The organism is Sphingomonas psychrotolerans, assembly GCF_002796605.1.
Lineage (GTDB): Bacteria > Pseudomonadota > Alphaproteobacteria > Sphingomonadales > Sphingomonadaceae > Sphingomonas > Sphingomonas psychrotolerans.
In genome coordinates this window covers 4,080,537-4,098,414 of record NZ_CP024923.1, presented here as the reverse complement: position 1 = coordinate 4,098,414, position 17,878 = coordinate 4,080,537, and the positions used below count along the sequence as shown (strand labels likewise).

Here is a 17,878-nt window from a genome sequence, read left to right as displayed (position 1 = left end):
GTCGATCGGGCCGCCCTTGTGTTGCACAATGGCAACACTACATCGCTTGCGTAACCAACAGGGGCCAGCATGAACCTCGAAAAATTCACCGATCGCGCCAAGGGCTTCCTTCAGTCGGCGCAGACCGTCGCGATCCGCATGAACCATCAGCGGATCGCTCCCGAGCATCTGCTCAAGGCACTGCTCGAGGACGAGCAGGGCATGGCCAGCGGGCTGATCCAGGCCGCGGGCGGCGAGGCGAAGCGCGCGCTTTCGGAAACCGACGCGGCGCTGGCGAAGATCCCCGCCGTGTCGGGCGGCGGTGCGCAGCAGACGCCGGGGCTCGACAATGACGCAGTGCGCGTGCTCGATTCGGCCGAACAGGTCGCTGCCAAGGCCGGCGACAGCTTCGTCACCGTCGAACGCCTGCTGCTCGCGCTGACGCTCGCCACCACGACGACGGCGGGCAAGGCGCTCGCCGCCGCCGGGGTGAAGGCTGAAGCGCTCAATGGCGCGATCAACCATCTGCGCAAGGGCAAGACCGCGGATACCGCAGGTGCCGAGGACCGTTACGACGCGCTCAAGAAGTTCGCGCGCGACCTCACCCAGGCCGCCCGCGAGGGCAAGCTCGATCCGGTGATCGGCCGCGACGAGGAGATCCGCCGCACGATCCAGATCCTCGCGCGCCGGACCAAGAACAATCCCGTCCTCATCGGCGAGCCCGGAGTCGGCAAGACTGCGATCGCCGAGGGCCTCGCATTGCGCATCGTCAATGGCGACGTCCCCGACGGGCTCAAGAACCGCGCCTTGATGTCGCTCGACATGGGTAGCCTGATCGCCGGCGCCAAATATCGCGGCGAGTTCGAGGAGCGGCTGAAGGGCGTGCTCGATGAAGTGAAGGCCGGCGAAGGCGACATCATCCTGTTCATCGACGAGATGCACCAGTTGATCGGTGCCGGGAAGAGCGAAGGCGCGATGGACGCGGGCAATCTGCTCAAGCCCGCGCTCGCCCGCGGCGAACTGCACTGCATCGGCGCGACCACGCTCGACGAATATCGCAAATATGTCGAGAAGGACGCGGCGCTCCAGCGGCGCTTCCAGCCGGTGTTCGTCGGCGAGCCTACGGTCGAGGATACGATCTCGATCCTGCGCGGGCTCAAGGAGAAATACGAGCTGCACCACGGCGTGCGGATCACCGACGCCGCGATCGTCGCTGCCTCGACTCTGTCCAACCGTTACATCACCGATCGATTCCTGCCCGACAAGGCGATCGACCTGATGGACGAGGCGGCGTCGCGCATCCGTATGGAAGTCGAATCCAAGCCCGAGGAGATCGAGAATCTCGACCGGCGGATCATCCAGCTCAAGATCGAACGCGAGGCGCTGCGCAAGGAAACCGATGCGGCATCGAAGGACCGGCTCGCGACGCTCGAGGCCGAACTCGCCAATCTCGAGCAGCAATCGGGCGAACTGACCACGCGCTGGCAGGCCGAGAAGGACAAGATCAACGCCGAATCCCGGCTCAAGGAACAGCTCGATGCCGCCAGGCTTGAACTCGACCAGGCGCAGCGCGCCGGCGATCTCGGCAAGATGGCCGAGCTCAACTACGGCACGATCCCGGCGCTGACGAAGCAATTGGCCGAGGCCGAGCAGCAGACCGGCAACGCGATGCTGCGCGAGGAAGTCACCGCCGACGACATCGCAGCGGTGGTGGCGCGGTGGACCGGGATTCCGATGGAACGGATGCTGGAGGGCGAGCGCGAGAAATTGCTGCATATGGAGGAGCAGCTCGGCAAGCGCGTGATCGGGCAGGCCGAGGCCGTGAAGGCCGTCGCGACCGCAGTGCGGCGTTCACGCGCCGGGCTGCAGGATCCCAATCGTCCGCTCGGCTCGTTCCTGTTCCTCGGGCCGACCGGCGTCGGCAAAACCGAGCTGACCAAGGCGCTCGCCGAATTCCTGTTCGACGATTCCTCCGCGATGGTGCGGATCGATATGAGCGAGTTCATGGAGAAGCATTCGGTAGCGCGGCTGCTCGGCGCCCCTCCCGGCTATGTCGGCTATGAGGAAGGCGGCGTGCTGACCGAGGCGGTCCGCCGGCGCCCCTATCAGGTCGTCTTGTTCGACGAAGTCGAGAAAGCGCACAGCGACGTGTTCAACGTCCTGCTCCAAATGCTCGACGACGGGCGGTTGACCGATGGACAAGGCCGCACGGTCGACTTCACCAACACGATCGTGATCCTGACTTCGAACCTCGGCTCGCAATTCCTCACCAACCTGGCCGACGGGCAGAAGGTCGAGGATGTCGAGCCGCAGGTGATGGAAATCGTCCGCGCGCATTTCCGACCCGAATTCCTCAACCGGCTCGACGAGATCATCCTGTTCCACCGGCTCGCCGCCGATCACATGGCGCCGATCGTCGACATCCAGGTCGGACGGGTGGGCAAGCTGCTCGCCGATCGCAAGATCCGGATCGAACTGACCGACGCCGCTCGCGGCTGGCTCGGGCGAGTCGGCTATGATCCGGTCTACGGCGCGCGTCCGCTCAAGCGCGCGGTGCAGCGCTATCTTCAGGATCCGCTCGCCGATCTGATCCTGCGCGGCGACGTCAAGGACGGATCGACGGTGCACATCGATGAGGGCGACGGGGCGCTGAGTCTGCGCGTCGCCTGACGGGCTGACGCATGCCGGGCGGCTTTGCCCTCGGCATGCGTCGTGTCGTCAGCAGCCGGCCTGGCGCTGGCAGGTGTTGGTCTGCGACCGCTCGACATTCTGACGGTCGAGCTGACGCTGCTCGGCCCATTCGGCGCGGGTCATGCAGACCTTGCGCGTCTGGAGGCGACTGCCGAGAACTTCCTCCTTCTTGCACACGACCTCGTTGGGGTCGCGCGGCTTGGGCTTCGATTGCTGTGCCGTCGCCGACGTCGCGATCAGCGAGAGCAAGGATGCCGCGACGATCGCGGCTGCAGCACTTCGGATCATGATACGCTTTCCAAAATCAGGCCGCCCGACAGCGGCAATATGGCCGATTTTGAGCGCGAACCACGGCCGAGTCCAGCGCTCAGAGCGTGTAGCCGAACTTCTCCGCCCATGGCGCAAGCGCAGGCAGCACCGGCTCGAGATGCGCGCGGTAACGATGCCAACGGCCGACGGCACGCTTGTAGATCGGCTCGGTCACCTGCGAATAGCTGGCAGTGGTGATCAGCCCGCGCGATCTGGCGGTGCCGACATGGTCGACCGCCTGCGGGTGCCATTCCAGCCCGAGCCAGTCGAACAAGGGCCGGATCTCGGCCTCGACATTCTCGATCAGGCGTTCGTAGACGATCGGGTGCGCCTCGACCGCGAACAACGCGTTCGCGCGTTCCCAATGGCTGAAGCTCAGATCATAGAGTGCCGCGGCATCCTCCAGCCGCAGGAAGTTCGACATCGCGCGGTTGAGCCGGAAATTGCTCATGAAGCAGCTGAGCAGCACGTCGCAGGGATGGCGCAGCGCGAGGATGAAGCGCGCCTCCGGAAACAGCCGCTTGATCAGCGGCACCTTATGCAAAAACAGCGGCGACTTGTCGACGAGCAACTGCCCCGGCGCCAGCGGCACGAGCTTGGCGACTTCCTCGAAGTAGCGCGCGCGCGCCGCGGCGATCGCATCGGGATCCATCGTGGCCAGCGTGTTCAGACCGCCGATCGCGTCGTCGACCAGGTTAAGCGCCGGCTTTTCCTCGAGCACGGCAACGTCAGGATGCCCCATCAGGATGGTGTCGAGCAAGGTGGTGCCCGAGCGCGGGAACCCGACGAGGAACACTGGCGCGGGCTGATGGGACGGCGGCACGTCGCCGGTCCAGCCGGCTACCCATTCGGGGGTCATCACGGCGAGTTCGCCGCGCAGTTCGCCGCGCAGTTCGGCAGCGCGCTTGAGTGGCTCCGACGGGTCCGCCGCATGCCGCGTCGCGGCCTCCTCGAACCATTGAAATGCTTCATCCGAGCGGCCGAGCCGGTCGAGCAATGTCGCGTGCAGATGCGCGGTGCGTTCGGGCTCGACTTCGGGCGGTACCAGCGCCAATGCTGCCAGTCCTTCCTCGAAACGCTTGGCGCGGCGATGCTCGAGCGCCCGCAGGAAGCTCAGCGTGCCGATGTCCGCGCCGCTCGCCTCGGCCCGTGCGATCAGCGGCGCAAACTCTTCCTCGCGATTGGTGTGCTCGTATTGAATGGCGAGCCCCAGATAGGCGTCGCGCGCGCGCGGATCCACGTCGAGCGCCCGCAGAAAGGCCTGCTCCGCCTTCCCGGTTTCCATCACCAGCCCGTATTCGATGCCGAGCTTGAGCTGCATCCCGGCGTGCGCCGGGTCGCGCTGCACTGCCGCTTCGAGCATCGGCAGTGCTTCTTCGTGCCGTCCGTCGCCCTTCAGCAGGACATAGAGGTCATGCCTGGCGTGCGAATCTTCGGGAAAGCTCTCGGCCGCAGAGCGCAGGACGGCTTCCGCCTCGGCCCGTCTCCCCGCGGATCGCAACGCCGTCGAGAGATTGAGGTGCGTCGGTGCCGCCCGAGGATCGAGCGCGATCGCCTGTTCGAGCGCAGCGATGCTGCCGTCGAAATCGCCCAGCGCGGAGCGGGCATTGCCGAGATTGTTCCAGCTCTCGAAATCCTGCGGAGCGCGCTCGATGACGAACGCGTAGGCTTCGGCCGCCTCGGCGAAGCGATCGAGCGACTGAGCGAGGAACCCGCGATAGCGCGCGACCCGAAGCGTGGAATCGTTGAACGCCAGCTCCGGCGTAGCCACTGCGAGCGCCGCTTCGCGGTCCCCCAGATCGATCAGCACGGCGATCCGGTTGCAGGCGATGGTCGCATCGCCGGGGCGGGCACGATGTGCGCGGCCAAGGTGCCCGGCAGCAGCGGCGAGATCGCCGGCACGCGCCGCGAGCATTCCGAGAAAGGCGTAGAGCGGCGCCGGATCCGAGCTTCCCGGGACGGCTTCCTCTGCGCGCGCACGGGCACCGTCAAGGTCTCCCGCCTGCGCGGCGCGCACCGCGTCGCGAAGCGCATCTGCGGTAATCGGATCGAGCGTCGATGCATTGGCCATTGCCCAGCTATGAACCGGCAGACGCAGCCAGCGCAAGCCAGCGGGCGCGAGACAAAAAAGGGGCGGCCGGCTTGCGCCGACCGCCCCGATTTGTCGTCTTGGTCGAAACTTAGAAGCTCAAGGTCACGCCTGCGAACAGGTAGCGGCCCAGCGCATCATAGGTCCCCGGATAGGTGTTGCCGTTGCAAGGACCGGTCGGGCAGAGGTTCGAACCCGAGCGGTTGGCATTGCCCGAGGTCACCAGCGGCGGCTCGAGGTCGAACAGATTGTTGACGCCGAGACGGAAGGTGTACGATTCGCCGATCGAGAAGGTCGACGTCAGATCGATATAGTTGAACGCCTTGAGGCGCGTGCCGGGGTTGAAGTTGAAGTTCCCCTCAAGGCTCGGCTGATCGGTCGTCGTCTCGGCATGAACGGGGCCGAGGTGACGCCACTGAACCGAAAGGCCGACGCCGCCATCCATCTGCAGCGTCGCGCGCAGCTTGTGCCGCCACTCGGGAAGCGGCGAGCCCGCATCCGTCGTGCCGCCGATGCTGCAGGTCGGACCGTAAAGGCCGGCGCAGTCATACGGCGTCGTCAGGCCGTTATTGACCTTGTAGCTGTCGAGATAGGTGCCGTTCATGTTGAGCGCCAGCCGGCCGAGGCCGAAGAGCTGCATCGAATAGGATGCCCCTACTTCGATGCCCTTGGTCTGCAATTGCCCAACGTTGTTCGGCAGATCGGTGACGAAACCACCCGGCGTGAGCCACAGCGAGCCGGCGGCGTCGCGGTTGATCAATGCGCACGATGCTGGCGTGAACGTCGCTGTCGCATTGTCGGTGCAATCCTGCAGGATCGCGTCCTGGCCGTACGAGCGGATCGCCTGTTCGATCTTGATGTCGAAATAGTCGACCGTCAGCGCGAAGCGCGGCAGGAAGCTGGGCTGGAAGACGACGCCGAGCGTCTTGGTCGTCGCCTTTTCGGGCTGCAGATCCGCGTTGCCGCCGATCAGGCCGTTATACTGGCCGGCCGGATTTCCGGTAATCCCCTGCCCCACCGCGATACCCTGCGCGCGGCAGCCATAGTCCGTTGCTGCGACTGGACGGGGATTGCCATTTGCATCGGTCAGGCTCGCGCACGGATCTTCCGAACCGTTCAGACCGACAGTCGCGGTCGAGAACAGCTCCTGGATGTTCGGCGCACGCACCGCTCGGTTATACGTGCCGCGGAAGCGGATGTCGCTGATCGGCGCGAAGTCGACGCCAACCTTGTAGGTGTCGGTCTTGAGCTCGAGTTCGGTCTTGCGCCACTCGACACCGACGTTGATCCCGACGCCCTCGCTCGCCCAAGGCGTCTGGATGCCGTAGCCGCCCAACTGGCCGGTGAACGAGATGTTCGCTACCTGCTCGGTGGTCTGGCCCTGCTGGAAGCCTGTCGCCGACAGATAGTTCACCGCCGCTGGGCTCACGCCGCCCGGACCGGCGAAGATGTTGTAGGGCACACAGTTCGCGTCGCTGCCGTCGAGCACCGAACGGCAGATCGGCTGGACTCCGGCGACGCGGGGGTCATCGACGATGTCGAGCGCGCGCGTGAGACGCGCCACCGAGAACTCGTTCGAATAGACCTGCGAATACTTGACGCGGCCGAACTGGTAATAAGCGTCATACGACCATTGCTCGCCAAGGTCGCCCTTTGCGCCGATCACACCGCGATAATTGGTGTGCTGGAGATCCGACTGGCGCGGACCGCCTTCGGTGTTCCGCCGCAGCACCTGGAAGAAGGCGCGGTTATAGGGCGCGCCGGTGATCGGATCGAAGAAGGTGAGCGGTGCCGCACCCGGGTTCGGATTGTACTGCGCAGCCGATGCCAGCGGGAAGTTGCCGAGGAAGCCGTTGATCAGGTTGCCCGACGCGCAGGTCACTGCGCGTTGCGCAGCCGAGAGCAGCGGATTGTCGCAATTGACCGTCAGCGTGTTGCCGAAATTGCCCGACGGGGCGATCTGGGCGACCGTGCGGTCGTCCATGAACATGAATTCCAGGTACGGCTTAAACGCTTCATCGACGTCGTAATTGATGAACGCACCGGCCGTGTAGCGCTCGTCTGGGCGCTGGAAATAGTTGGTCGGCGCGAAGTTGAAGCGCGTCGTGGTGTTTTCGAACCCGCCGCCCGGCATGAAGGTGTAGACGGTCGACGAGGCGGTGTTGAGGTTCGGATCGAACAGGATCACCGTGCCGTTGCCCGAAGTCAGCGAGCCGCCGCAATTGGGAGCGCCGCCGCCGGTGTTCTGGATGGTGCACGCGCTGTAATCGCGACGCGACTGGGTGACTGCGTTGACCTTGCGATAGCCAAAATAGGCAGTCGCGTGGCCGCGATCGTCGCCGCCGAAGCTGGTGCCGAACGAGACGGTAGTGTCGATGGTACCGCCGTCAACGACATTGCTCGTCGGATATTCGAAGCCGGTCCGGCCCTCCGCCTGACGTGCGTCGAGGATGCCCGGGGTGAGCTTGTTGCGGTTGCTGTGCTGATAGACGCTATACTGGCTGTCTATCTTGAAGCCTTCGAAATCGGTGTCGATGATGAAGTTGACGACGCCGGCGACGGCGTCGGCGCCATAGGTCGACGATGCGCCGCCGGTCAGCACTTCGACGCGCTTCAGCATCGAGGCGGGGATGATGTTGATGTCGGCAGCCGAGCCGCTGGTCGGGCTCGGATCACCCGGCAGCAGGCGCCGGCCGTTGACGAGGGTCAGCGTACGGCTGGTGCCGAGACCGCGAAGATCGACCGAGGCGGTACCGTCGGCGCCGTTCGACATCGCCGAAGTCTGGCTGGCGAACACAGCCGGCAGCGAGTTGAGCATGTCTTCGACGCGGGTCGTGCCCTGGAGCTTGATGTCCTCGGCGCCGACCACGGTAACAGGCGCCGTGGAGGTGATGTTGGCCTGCGGAATGCGCGAGCCGGTGACGACGATTTCGCCCTGGGGCGTCGCTGCGTCCTCGGTCGCCTGACCTTCAACCGGCCCGGAAACCGGCACTTCGGTCTGCGCGAAAGCCGGCGCGGCGAACAACGTTCCTGCCAGCACGAGCGCCGACAACGCCGTGCCGCCGCGCAAACCGCGTGCGATATTGGTTTTCTTCGTGCTGATCCCTCGCTTAACTTCCGACCGGGTCCCTGGACCGGCGGTCGGCGTGTCTCCCCGCTCCGCATGCCGCGCTGTGCACGTGCAATAATCAGAGCTTGGAGGTGGGATGAAGCGGCGCTTTGCTAGTGTAAAGCAGGCATTGGGCTCGGCCCGCCGCCTTCTTGAAGCGTGTAACCGAAAAGCCACAGAATGGGTTCGAATGTTGCGCGGCAACATCGCCTGGAGCACAAAAATTATGTTGCACCGCACCCGGCGATGCCGCTCAATCCGCCGCCGGCATGGGTCCGGCGACGAGCAGCGGGTCGATCCGCGCGTCGCGCCACTTCAGGCTCCAGTGCAGATGCGGCCCGGTCGCGCGGCCGGTGCGCCCCACCGCACCTACCGGCTGGCCGCGCCGCACCTGTTGGCCGAGCTTCACGTCGATGCGGGAGAGATGCATGAAAGCGGTGTTCAGGCCCATGCCGTGATCGATCATCAGCAAATTGCCCTCCAGCGTAAACGGCGTGGCGGCGGCGAGCACCACAACACCGTCGGCCGGCGCGAGCACGACGGTTCCTGTCGGGCGCGCGATGTCGATCCCCGAATGATAGGCCCCGGGCTCGCCGCGATAGATGCGCTGCGAGCCGAACAGAGTGGAGATGCGACCGGTCACCGGCCACAGGAAGCTCTGACGCCAGCCTTGCGAATCGCTTCGCATCGCGCGCGCGGCATTGATCCGGGCCAGTTCGGCGGGGCGCACCCGATCGAACTCGGTGCGCGGCACCGGATATTTGGGCAGCGTGTTCAGGCGCGAGATGTCCCATGCGCGCGGCGCAATCGCGAGCGTCTGGCGCACTTCGCTGCCATTGGCGAGCCGGGCCGCGAGGACCGCAGTCGGCGTGGCATCGCGATCGAACGCGATCAGGAAGCGGCGATCAGCGGCGATCGCCACGGGCGCACCGTTCAGGCTGAGCAAGGTCGTTCCGCGCGGCGCAGTGCCGGTCGCGAGACCGCCTTGCACCATTTGCCCGACAAGGCCGAAGCGATCCCGCTGGGTCGCGGCCGCCGCGCTTTGCGGGCTCCCGTTGCCCTGCGCATTGGTGCAGAGCAGACCGGTCGCCAGCGCGGCGATCGCGAGCCGCCAACGCTTCATTTGCCGTGCAGCGCCGTGGCCGCATGTTCGGCGGCGGCATAGGGCTCCTGACGCTCGACGCTCCAATAGCGCAGGATGTCGAGCGGAATGCGGTCGCCGCTGACTGCGCAGACGACATGATCGCCGGGCGCGAGAACGCGGAAGCCGTTGGCCATATAGTGCAGCTTCGCGGCGCGGGCGGTGTTGGACATCAGCATGGCGGCGCTTCCTCGTCACGTATCGGGTTCATAGCAGGCTCGGCTGCTCGGGTTTGACGGCAGTGTAGGATTTGCCGGCGGCTCGCTCAACCCGGGCGTCTACCGGGCCGTCCCTGAACTGGAGCGTAATCGCCCCCGCCGCCTGCGCCTCGGCGACGGTGGTGACGACCTTTCCGCTCGCCTTGGCGCCGACGCGGACATAGCCGCGCTCGAGCAGATTGTCCGGATTGACGCTGTCGAGCAGGCGCGAGGCCCCTTCGAAGCGATGCTTCGCAGTGGCGATGAGTTGATCGAGCACCGCCGGCCGCAGCGCCCCGGCATCGCGATCGAGCCGGGCCCGCGCAAGCGTGACGCGGCGCTCGAGCGCGCGATCGAGCCGGCCGGCCAGATCGTCCATCTTCTGGCGCTGGGGGCCGAGCAGCGCGTCACGGCGCGGGAGCACGCGGACCAAAGCCGCGAGCCGCTCGCCGGCGCGCTCGTGATAGCGGCGGACGCAGCGTTCGGTGCGGTGGGCGAGCGTCGCGACGGTGTGGCGCACGTCGGCGAGCACCGGCACCGCGATCTCGGCGGCGGCGGTCGGCGTCGGCGCGCGCAGATCGGCGGCGAAATCGCACAGGCTGGTATCGGTCTCGTGCCCCACCGCGGAGATCACCGGAATGTCGCTGTTGGCGACCGCTCTGACCGCTATCTCTTCGTTGAACGCCCACAAATCCTCGATCGAGCCGCCGCCGCGCGCGACGATCAGCAGGTCGGGACGGCGGATCGGGCCGTCCTCGGGCAGCGCGTTGAAGCCCTGCACTGCCGCCGCGACCTCGGCGGCCGCCCCCTCCCCCTGCACCTTGACCGGCCAGACGAGGACGTGGCTCGGGAAACGATCGCCGAGCCGGTGGAGGATGTCGCGGATCACGGCGCCGGTGGGCGAAGTCACCACCCCGATCGTCCGCGGCATATGCGGCAACGGCTTCTTGCGCGCGGCGTCGAACAGTCCCTCGCCGGCCAGCTTCGCCTTCAATTTCTCGAACAGCGCCATCAGCGCGCCTTCGCCGGCAAGCTCCATCCGCTCGATGACGATCTGATATTTGGAGCGGCCCGGATAAATGGTGAGCTTGCCCGTCGCGATCACTTCGATCCCGTCCTGCGCCGCGAAGGGCAGAGCCGCGGCCGCGCCGCGCCAGATCACGCCGTCGATCACGGCATCGGCGTCCTTGAGGCACAGATAGGCATGGCCCGAGGCGGCGCGCTTCCACCCCGAAATCTCGCCGCGCAGCCGGACATGGCCGAACTCGCCCTCGACCATCCGCTTGAGCGCCGAGGAGAGCTCGCTGACGCTCATGGCAGGCGCGTTGTCCCCCGGCATTTGCTCGGCTACCAGCCGGCCGGATGACGTATCGGAAAAGGGGTCGGGCATGAACGTCCTGTTGCTGGGTTCGGGAGGCCGCGAGCATGCGCTCGCATGGAAACTGGCGCAATCGCCGCTCCTCACGAAGCTCTACGCCGCGCCGGGCAATCCGGGAATAGCCGAGCATGCCGAGCTGGCCGAACTCGCGCTTTCGGATCACCGCGCGGTGATCGATTTCTGCCTGCGCCACTCGATAGGCTTCGTGGTGATCGGGCCAGAGGCGCCTCTGGTCGAGGGGCTCGGCGACAATCTGCGTACCATGGGGATCCCCGTGTTCGGCCCCAACAAGGCCGCGGCGCAGCTCGAAGGGTCGAAGGGCTTCACCAAGGATCTGTGCGCGCGCGAGAACATCCCGACCGCGGGCTATGTCCGGGTCGAGAGCCGCGATGGCGGGCTGGCGGCGCTCGGCGATTTCACGTTGCCGGTGGTGGTCAAGGCCGATGGGCTCGCCGCGGGCAAGGGCGTGACGGTGGCGATGACTCGCGAGGAGGCCGAAGAGGCGATCCGGGGGATCTTCGCAGTGCCCGGCGGCAGCGCAGTGATCGAGGAGTTCCTCGAAGGCGAGGAAGCCAGCCTGTTCGTGCTGACCGACGGCACCACTTTGCTGCCATTCGGATCCGCGCAGGACCATAAACGCCTCGGCGAGAGCGACATCGGGCCCAACACCGGCGGCATGGGCGCCTACAGCCCCGCCCCGGTGCTCACCCCGGAGCTCGAGCGGCGTGCGATCGACACGATCGTCCGTCCGACGGTCGAGGCACTGGCGCGGATGGGGACACCCTATTCGGGGGTGCTCTACGCGGGGCTGATGCTGACGGCAGAGGGGCCGAAGCTGATCGAGTATAATGCCCGCTTCGGCGATCCCGAATGCCAGGTGCTTATGCTGCGCTTCGAAGACGATTTGCTGGAGCTGATGGTCGCGACGGCGAAAAGCGAGCTTGCCGGCCGGGCGGACCCCGCTTTCTCGGCGGACACGGCGCTGACCGTGGTGATGGCGGCGAACGGCTATCCCGGCACGCCCGAGGCCGGCGGCGCCATCCGCGGAATCGGCGCGGCCGAGGCGACCGGTGCGAAGGTGTTCCATGCCGGCACCCGCAAGCAGGGCGATACGCTGGTGGCGAGCGGCGGGCGCGTGCTGACGGTGACGGCGCAGGGGAATTCGGTGCGCGCAGCGCAGGCGGCGGCCTATCGCGCGGTGGACGCGATCGACTTCGCCACCGGCTTTTGCCGCCGCGACATCGGCTGGCGGGAGGTGGCGCGCGAGGGCGCGGCCGGCTAGCAGCTCAAGCGAGCCGGCATTCTCCCGGCTTGATCCCGTCGAGCGTCCAGTCGCCGATGCTCCATCGCACCAGTCGCAAGGTCGGGTGGCCGATCGCGGCGGTCATCCGGCGCACCTGCCGGTTTCGCCCTTCGCGTATCGTCAGCCTGAGCCAGCAATCGGGCACCGTCTTGCGGAAGCGCACCGGCGGATCGCGCGGCCAGAGCGCGGGAGCGGCGATGCGCTCGGCCTCGGCCGGGCGAGTCATGCCGTCCTTCAGCCGGACGCCGTGCCGCAGCGCCGCGAGGCCGGTCTCGGTCACCTCGCCCTCGACCTGCACGAGATAGGATTTGGGCAGCTTGAACTTCGGATCGGCGATCCGCGCCTGCACCCGGCCATCGTCGGTGAGCAGCAGCAGGCCCTCGCTGTCGAGATCGAGCCTTCCCGCCGGATAAACCTCCGGCATCTTGATGAAGTCCGCCAAGGTAGGCCGCTTCGGCCCCGCGCTCTCGTCAGTGAATTGACACAGCACGCCATAGGGCTTGTTGAACAGGACCAACGTCATCGGCGGCGCAGCCTTGCGAGCGCGATCCCGGCGAGATTTTGCGACCGCTTGATATGGCGCACCCGCGGTCGGCCTGCGGCGGACGCCAACGCGCGAAACCGCTCGAGATGGCGAATATCGACGCCGCGACATTTCACCGTGCCATTGGCCTTCGCAACCACATCGGCGGTATCGCCGATCAGGACGAAGTCCGCGGCATCGAGCGATCGGGCGATCGTCAGCGCCTGAATCAAGGCGAGCCACTCGGCATCGCTGCTCGTTCCGTTGCCAAGATCGCGCAGGATGGTCGTCCGCCCCCCCGCGACGACTGCGATCTCGATCGCCCCCGGATTGGGACGGCAGCCGCCATCGAAGAAGATTTTCAGGCGTGACGGCATCCGGATGCCTTTATCCAGCGCACGGGCGAGCGCAACCGACCGGGCGGAATCCTGTCCTCCGCCCGAACCTGCCCGCTGATTGGCGCGAAACCGTTACCGCCCCCTAGCGGACGCTCGCACCGGCGGTTAGCTTGGCCAATGCTCGAACTTGATGATCCACGTTGGTCGACCTTAACGCATGCGTACGGAAGTGCTGCCGACACTCCAGAACTAATTCGTCAGCTCGCGCATGCGCCGGGGCCGGCGGGCGACCATGAAAAGGAACCGTGGTTCACCCTCTGGTCAAGCCTATGCCATCAAGGCGATGTATTCGACGCCTCTTACGCGGCCGTGCCGCATATCGTAAAAATTGCCTTCTCCGCGATGGAACCCGTCGATTTCAGCTTCTTTCAGCTACCCGCGGCAATCGAAATCGCTCGAAACAATGGGCGTGGGCCGCAAGTCCCGGCGCACACCGATACGGCCTATACGCAAGCCCTATCTCGCCTGAACGAGTGCGTCGCAGTGCATCGGCACGAAGATTGGGACGAACCCATGCTCCTGTCCGCGCTATCGGCGCAGGCCGTAGCCAAGGGTCACCATAGAGTCGCTGAGGCGATCATGAACCTCGACGACGATCTCATAGGAAGGATCGTTGATCTCAATCTCGGCGAGGTAGAGTGACGAGCGCTCTCCACCCTCAGCCGACGATGCTCCGCGCCACGGCTTCGGCGACCTTGATCCCGTCCACCGAGGCGGAGAGGATGCCGCCAGCATAGCCCGCCCCCTCACCGGCGGGGAACAGCCCCGCGGTGTTCAGGCTCTGAAAGTCGTCGCCGCGGGTGAAGCGCACCGGCGACGAGGTGCGCGTCTCGACGCCGGTCATCACCACGTCGGGATGATCATAGCCCGGGATCTGACGGCCAAAGACCGGCAGTGCCTCGCGCATCGCCGCCACTGCGAAATCGGGCAGGCACTGCGCGAGGTCGGTCGGGTGCACGCCCGGGCGGTAGGACGGGACGACGCTGCCCAGGCTTTCCGACGGCCGTCCGGCGAGGAAATCGCCGAGCCGCTGGGCGGGCGCCTTGTAGCTCGACCCGCCGGCGACATAAGCGGCGGATTCCCAATGGCGTTGCAGCGCAATGCCGGCGAGCGGATCGCCGGGATAATCACGCGCCGGATCGATCGCGACCACCAGGCCCGAATTGGCGTTACGCTCGTTGCGCGAATATTGGCTCATGCCGTTGGTCGCGACGCGGCCTTCCTCCGACGTCGCCGCGACCACCGTGCCGCCCGGGCACATGCAGAAGCTGTAGACCGTGCGGCCGTTCTTGCAGTGATGCGAGATATGATATTCGGCGGCGCCGAGGATCGAATTGCCGGCATCGGCGCCGAAGCGGGCCTTGTCGATCCACGATTGCGGGTGCTCGATCCGCACCCCGATCGCGAAAGGCTTGGCCTCGACATATACCCCCGCTGCGTGAAGCATCGCGAAGGTGTCGCGCGCGCTGTGCCCGATCGCCAGCACGACATGATCGGCCTCGAGCGTGTCGCCGGTGTGGAGGTGGAGGCCGCGGACCCGGCGCTTGCCCTCGGCGTCGGTCGCGATGTCGAGCCCGTCGACGCGGGTGGAGAAGCGATATTCGCCGCCCAATTGCTCGATCGTCTCGCGCATGCTCTCGACCATCGTCACGAGGCGGAAGGTGCCGATATGCGGATGCGCCTCGGTGAGGATCTCGGGCGGGGCGCCGGCCTTGACGAACTCCGTGAGCACCTTGCGGTCGAGATGGCGCGAATCCTTGATCCGGCTGTAGAGCTTGCCGTCGGAAAAGGTGCCCGCGCCGCCCTCGCCGAACTGGACGTTGCTTTCGGGATTGAGCACGCTGCGCCGCCACAGCCCCCAGGTATCCTTGGTCCGTTCGCGCACGACCTTGCCGCGATCGAGGATGATCGGGCGGAACCCCATCTGGGCGAGGATCAGCCCGGCGAACAATCCGCACGGCCCCGCGCCGATCACCACCGGGCGCAGCGAGACGCCGCTCTCGGGCGCCTTCGCCACGAACTGATAGCGGGTGTCGGGCGTGCGCTGGACGCCCCGATCCTTGCGGAAGCGGGCGAGCACCGCCGCCTCGTCCCTGACGTTCACGTCGACCGAATAGACAAGCTGGATGTCGGTCTTGTCGCGCGCATCACTGGCGCGGCGCGCGATGACATGGCGGACGAGCTCGCGCGGCGTGATGCGCAGCCGCCGGCAAATCGCGGCGGGCAGCGCCTCCTCCGGATGGTGGAGCGGCAGCGTCAGTTCGGTGATGCGCAACATCAGGGCGCCTTAGCGAGTGGCGGGGCCCGGCGCCACCGAGGCACGGCTTGGGCAAAGGCGCCTCAGGCGCGCAGGGCCCCGCCCGCGATCAGTTTTTTGGAAAGCGCCTGCCAGTCGAAACCCCAGCGGACCGGGTCTTCCTCACCGACGATATGGTCGCTGCCGCCCGAGCCGGACAAAAAGACGTCCTCCAGCGTGAGCGGGGCGCGGCCGAGCGCGCAGTGGAAGATGCGGACCTTGCTCCGCGTCTCTTTCGCGCCGTCGGGCAGCACGATACCGAGGCGATTCGAACGCATCCGGACCAGCAGGCCCGGAGGAACGACCCCGATGCTGCGGAAGAATTTGAACAGCAGCTCGCGATCGAAATGCCCTTCCCAGCCGTACATCTCGGTCGCGGTGCGCAGCGGCGTCCAGCCTTGCTTGTAGGCCCGGTCCGAAGTGAGCGCGTCATAGACGTCGCAGATCGCGCCCATCCGCGCGGCGAGACTGATCGCGTTCCCCTTGAGGCCAAAGGGATAGCCCGAGCCGTCGATCTTTTCGTGATGGAGCAGGCTGACGTCGAGCACTTCCTGGGTGATGCCCTCGCCCTTTTCGAGCATGGCGTGGCCCTGTTGCGGGTGCGCGCGGATCAGCGCGAACTCGGCTTCGTTGAGGCGGCCGGGCTTGTTGAGGATCGTGTCGGGGACACTCATCTTGCCGACATCGTGGAGCAGGCCGGCGAGACCCATCGACCGCACGGTCGGCTCTCCGAGGGCAAGCTGTCGCGCGAGATTGACCATCAGCGCGCAGACCGAAACCGAATGGAGATAGGTATATTCGTCCTTCGACTTGAGCCGCGCCATGTCGATGAACATCGCGGGGTTGCGATCGACGGCGTTCGATATGTCCTCGGCCACCGAAGTCGCAGCCTCGGCATCGATCGGCCGACCCGACCGGGCGCCGTCGTAGATGCCCTTCACGACCCGCTTCGCCTGCGCAATCGTCTTCTTCGCACACTCGCGATCGGCTTTGGCGGTGTCGCGGGGTACGACCGGCACGGTCGCCGGAGGTGCGGGACGAAGTGATGCGCGGGGGCGGAGCCTGGCGCGGGCACGGATGGCGCAAGGCCGCGCTCGACATCGATCACCACCGCCGACACCTCGCTGGCGAGCACGGCGGCGAGATCTTCCGGCCGCTCGAGCAGGAAGCGTGTGCGCCAGAAGGGATGGCTGAACCACGAGCCGTCGAACCCGTGGATGTACATCCCCATCTTCACCTGGCTGGGCGGTATCCGTCGCAGCAAGTCGGGCCTCGGCAAAATCTTCCCCGCAGCCGGGCTACCATGCGCCAGGTTACGCAGAACTTAAGGTGCGCGATTTGTCTGAGAGTTCCGCGCAACCATCAGGGCTGCCTCTTTGACCTTGGCCCAGGCGAGCCGAGTGCGCTCCCCTCCCGCTTGCGGGAGGGGAATTGCCCATTCGTCCGTCAGCCGGCGGCGCGATTCGCCGATTCGTGCGCCAGCTTCTTAAGATCGGCTTCGGCGCGCGCGCCGTAATGCTGGATGATCTCGGCGGCGCAGATCGCGCCGAGTCGCAGCGACTCCTCGAGCCCCCGGCCCTGTGCCTGGCCGAACAGGAAGCCGGCGGCGAACATGTCGCCGGCGCCGGTGGTGTCGACCAGCCTGGCGATCGGCTCGGCAGGGACTTCGACGCGCTCCGAACCCTGCAGCGCCATTGCGCCCTGCTCGCTGCGCGTGACGACGAGCAGCGGCACCTTTCCGTGAATGTGCTGGACCGCCGACTCGAAATCCTCAAGTTCGCACAATGCGAGCAGCTCGCTCTCGTTGGCGAACAGGATGTCGATCAGGCCATCCTCGATCAACTTGCGGAAGTCATCGCCGTGGCGCGAGATGCAGAACACGTCGGACAGGGTGAAAGCCACCTTGCGCCCGTTGGCGCGGGCGATGTCGATCGCCTTGCGCATCGCTGCGCGCGGCTCTTCGGGATCCCACAGATAGCCTTCGAGATAGAGGATCGCGCCGCCGGCGATCAGTTGTTCGTCGAGCGCGGCGGCGGGCAGGAATTGCGACGCCCCGAGGAAGGTGTTCATCGTGCGCTGGCCGTCGGGCGTGACGAAGATCAGGCAGCGCGCGGTGGTCGGCTGGCCGGCACGCACCGCGGTGTCGAAGTCGACGCCGGCGGCGCGGATGTCGTGTGCGAATACGGTGCCGAGCTGGTCGTCGGCGACCTGGCCAATGAACGCGCACTTGCCGCCGAGTGCCGCGATCCCCGCGACGGTGTTCGCCGCCGAGCCGCCCGAAACTTCGCGGCCGGGCCCCATCTTCGCATAAAGCGTGTCGGCCTCTTCGGGCGAGAACATCAGCTGCATCGACCCCTTGGCGACGCCGATCTCCTCGATGAAGCTGTCTTCGGCCTGGGCGAGGATGTCGACGATAGCGTTGCCGATCGCGACGACGTCATGCGTAATGGTCAAGGTGGAAAGCT

15 protein-coding genes are annotated in these 17,878 nt (G+C 66.3%); 3 read left to right on the top strand and 12 right to left on the bottom strand.

Going from position 1 to position 17,878, the window contains the following annotated elements:
• Positions 1-69 precede the first annotated feature (69 nt).
• Entirely contained in the window at positions 70-2,649 is a 2,580-nt protein-coding gene (gene clpB, locus CVN68_RS18725) for an ATP-dependent chaperone ClpB (RefSeq protein WP_100283539.1), read from the top strand.
• 48 nt (positions 2,650-2,697) lie between these two features.
• On the opposite strand, the gene CVN68_RS18720 is transcribed toward clpB, so the two are convergent.
• From CVN68_RS18720 to xseA, 6 genes are all read right to left on the bottom strand, one after another.
• Positions 2,698-2,958 (bottom strand): hypothetical protein, encoded by a 261-nt coding sequence (locus CVN68_RS18720; RefSeq protein WP_100283538.1) that lies wholly within the window; start codon positions 2,956-2,958, stop codon positions 2,698-2,700.
• Between the two features lie 79 nt (positions 2,959-3,037).
• A complete protein-coding gene (locus CVN68_RS18715) occupies positions 3,038-5,050 on the bottom strand; it encodes a tetratricopeptide repeat-containing sulfotransferase family protein (RefSeq protein ID WP_100283537.1) in 2,013 nt (670 codons plus the stop codon).
• A 109-nt stretch (positions 5,051-5,159) separates the two neighbouring features.
• Positions 5,160-8,120: a TonB-dependent receptor domain-containing protein gene (locus CVN68_RS18710; RefSeq protein WP_233503426.1), complete on the bottom strand. Its 2,961-nt coding sequence runs from the start codon at positions 8,118-8,120 to the stop codon at positions 5,160-5,162.
• Positions 8,121-8,430: 310 nt separating this feature from the next.
• Positions 8,431-9,300 carry a M23 family metallopeptidase gene (locus CVN68_RS18705; RefSeq protein WP_199560129.1) on the bottom strand — a complete coding sequence of 290 codons (870 nt, stop codon included), beginning with the start codon at positions 9,298-9,300 and terminating at the stop codon, positions 8,431-8,433.
• Entirely contained in the window at positions 9,297-9,497 is a 201-nt protein-coding gene (locus CVN68_RS18700) for a DUF2093 domain-containing protein (protein WP_100283536.1), read from the bottom strand. The genes CVN68_RS18705 and CVN68_RS18700 overlap by 4 nt, the downstream gene beginning before the upstream one ends.
• 28 nt (positions 9,498-9,525) lie before the next feature.
• A complete protein-coding gene (gene xseA / locus CVN68_RS18695; protein WP_100283535.1) occupies positions 9,526-10,905 on the bottom strand; it encodes an exodeoxyribonuclease VII large subunit in 1,380 nt (459 codons plus the stop codon).
• Here xseA and purD point away from each other — a divergent pair.
• Entirely contained in the window at positions 10,904-12,175 is a 1,272-nt protein-coding gene (purD, locus tag CVN68_RS18690; protein ID WP_100283534.1) for a phosphoribosylamine--glycine ligase, read from the top strand. The two genes, xseA and purD, sit on opposite strands and share 2 nt — an antisense overlap.
• Positions 12,176-12,179: 4 nt before the next feature.
• Here the strand turns inward: purD and CVN68_RS18685 are convergent, their stop codons facing one another.
• Both CVN68_RS18685 and CVN68_RS18680 read right to left on the bottom strand, forming a co-directional pair.
• Positions 12,180-12,719 carry a pseudouridine synthase gene (locus CVN68_RS18685; protein WP_100283533.1) on the bottom strand — a complete coding sequence of 180 codons (540 nt, stop codon included), beginning with the start codon at positions 12,717-12,719 and terminating at the stop codon, positions 12,180-12,182.
• Positions 12,716-13,096: a ribonuclease HI gene (locus CVN68_RS18680; RefSeq protein WP_100283532.1), complete on the bottom strand. Its 381-nt coding sequence runs from the start codon at positions 13,094-13,096 to the stop codon at positions 12,716-12,718. The genes CVN68_RS18685 and CVN68_RS18680 overlap by 4 nt, the downstream gene beginning before the upstream one ends.
• Positions 13,097-13,234: 138 nt before the next feature.
• On the opposite strand from CVN68_RS18680, the gene CVN68_RS18675 reads away from it, so the two are divergent.
• Positions 13,235-13,759, top strand: a complete 525-nt coding sequence (locus tag CVN68_RS18675) for a hypothetical protein (RefSeq protein ID WP_100283531.1) — start codon at positions 13,235-13,237, stop codon at positions 13,757-13,759.
• A 16-nt stretch (positions 13,760-13,775) separates the two neighbouring features.
• Here the strand turns inward: CVN68_RS18675 and CVN68_RS18670 are convergent, their stop codons facing one another.
• The 4 genes from CVN68_RS18670 to CVN68_RS18655 form a co-directional block, all read right to left on the bottom strand.
• A complete protein-coding gene (locus CVN68_RS18670) occupies positions 13,776-15,395 on the bottom strand; it encodes an NAD(P)/FAD-dependent oxidoreductase (RefSeq protein ID WP_100283530.1) in 1,620 nt (539 codons plus the stop codon).
• A 62-nt stretch (positions 15,396-15,457) separates the two neighbouring features.
• Positions 15,458-16,432 (bottom strand): HD-GYP domain-containing protein, encoded by a 975-nt coding sequence (locus CVN68_RS18665; RefSeq protein ID WP_233503425.1) that lies wholly within the window; start codon positions 16,430-16,432, stop codon positions 15,458-15,460.
• Entirely contained in the window at positions 16,351-16,638 is a 288-nt protein-coding gene (locus CVN68_RS18660; RefSeq protein ID WP_233503734.1) for a DUF3391 domain-containing protein, read from the bottom strand. The genes CVN68_RS18665 and CVN68_RS18660 overlap by 82 nt, the downstream gene beginning before the upstream one ends.
• Before the next feature lie 221 nt (positions 16,639-16,859).
• The gene (locus CVN68_RS18655; protein WP_100283527.1) at positions 16,860-17,867 is read right to left on the bottom strand and encodes an adenosine kinase; all 1,008 of its coding nucleotides are present in this window, start codon (positions 17,865-17,867) and stop codon (positions 16,860-16,862) included.
• Positions 17,868-17,878: the final 11 nt, after the last annotated feature.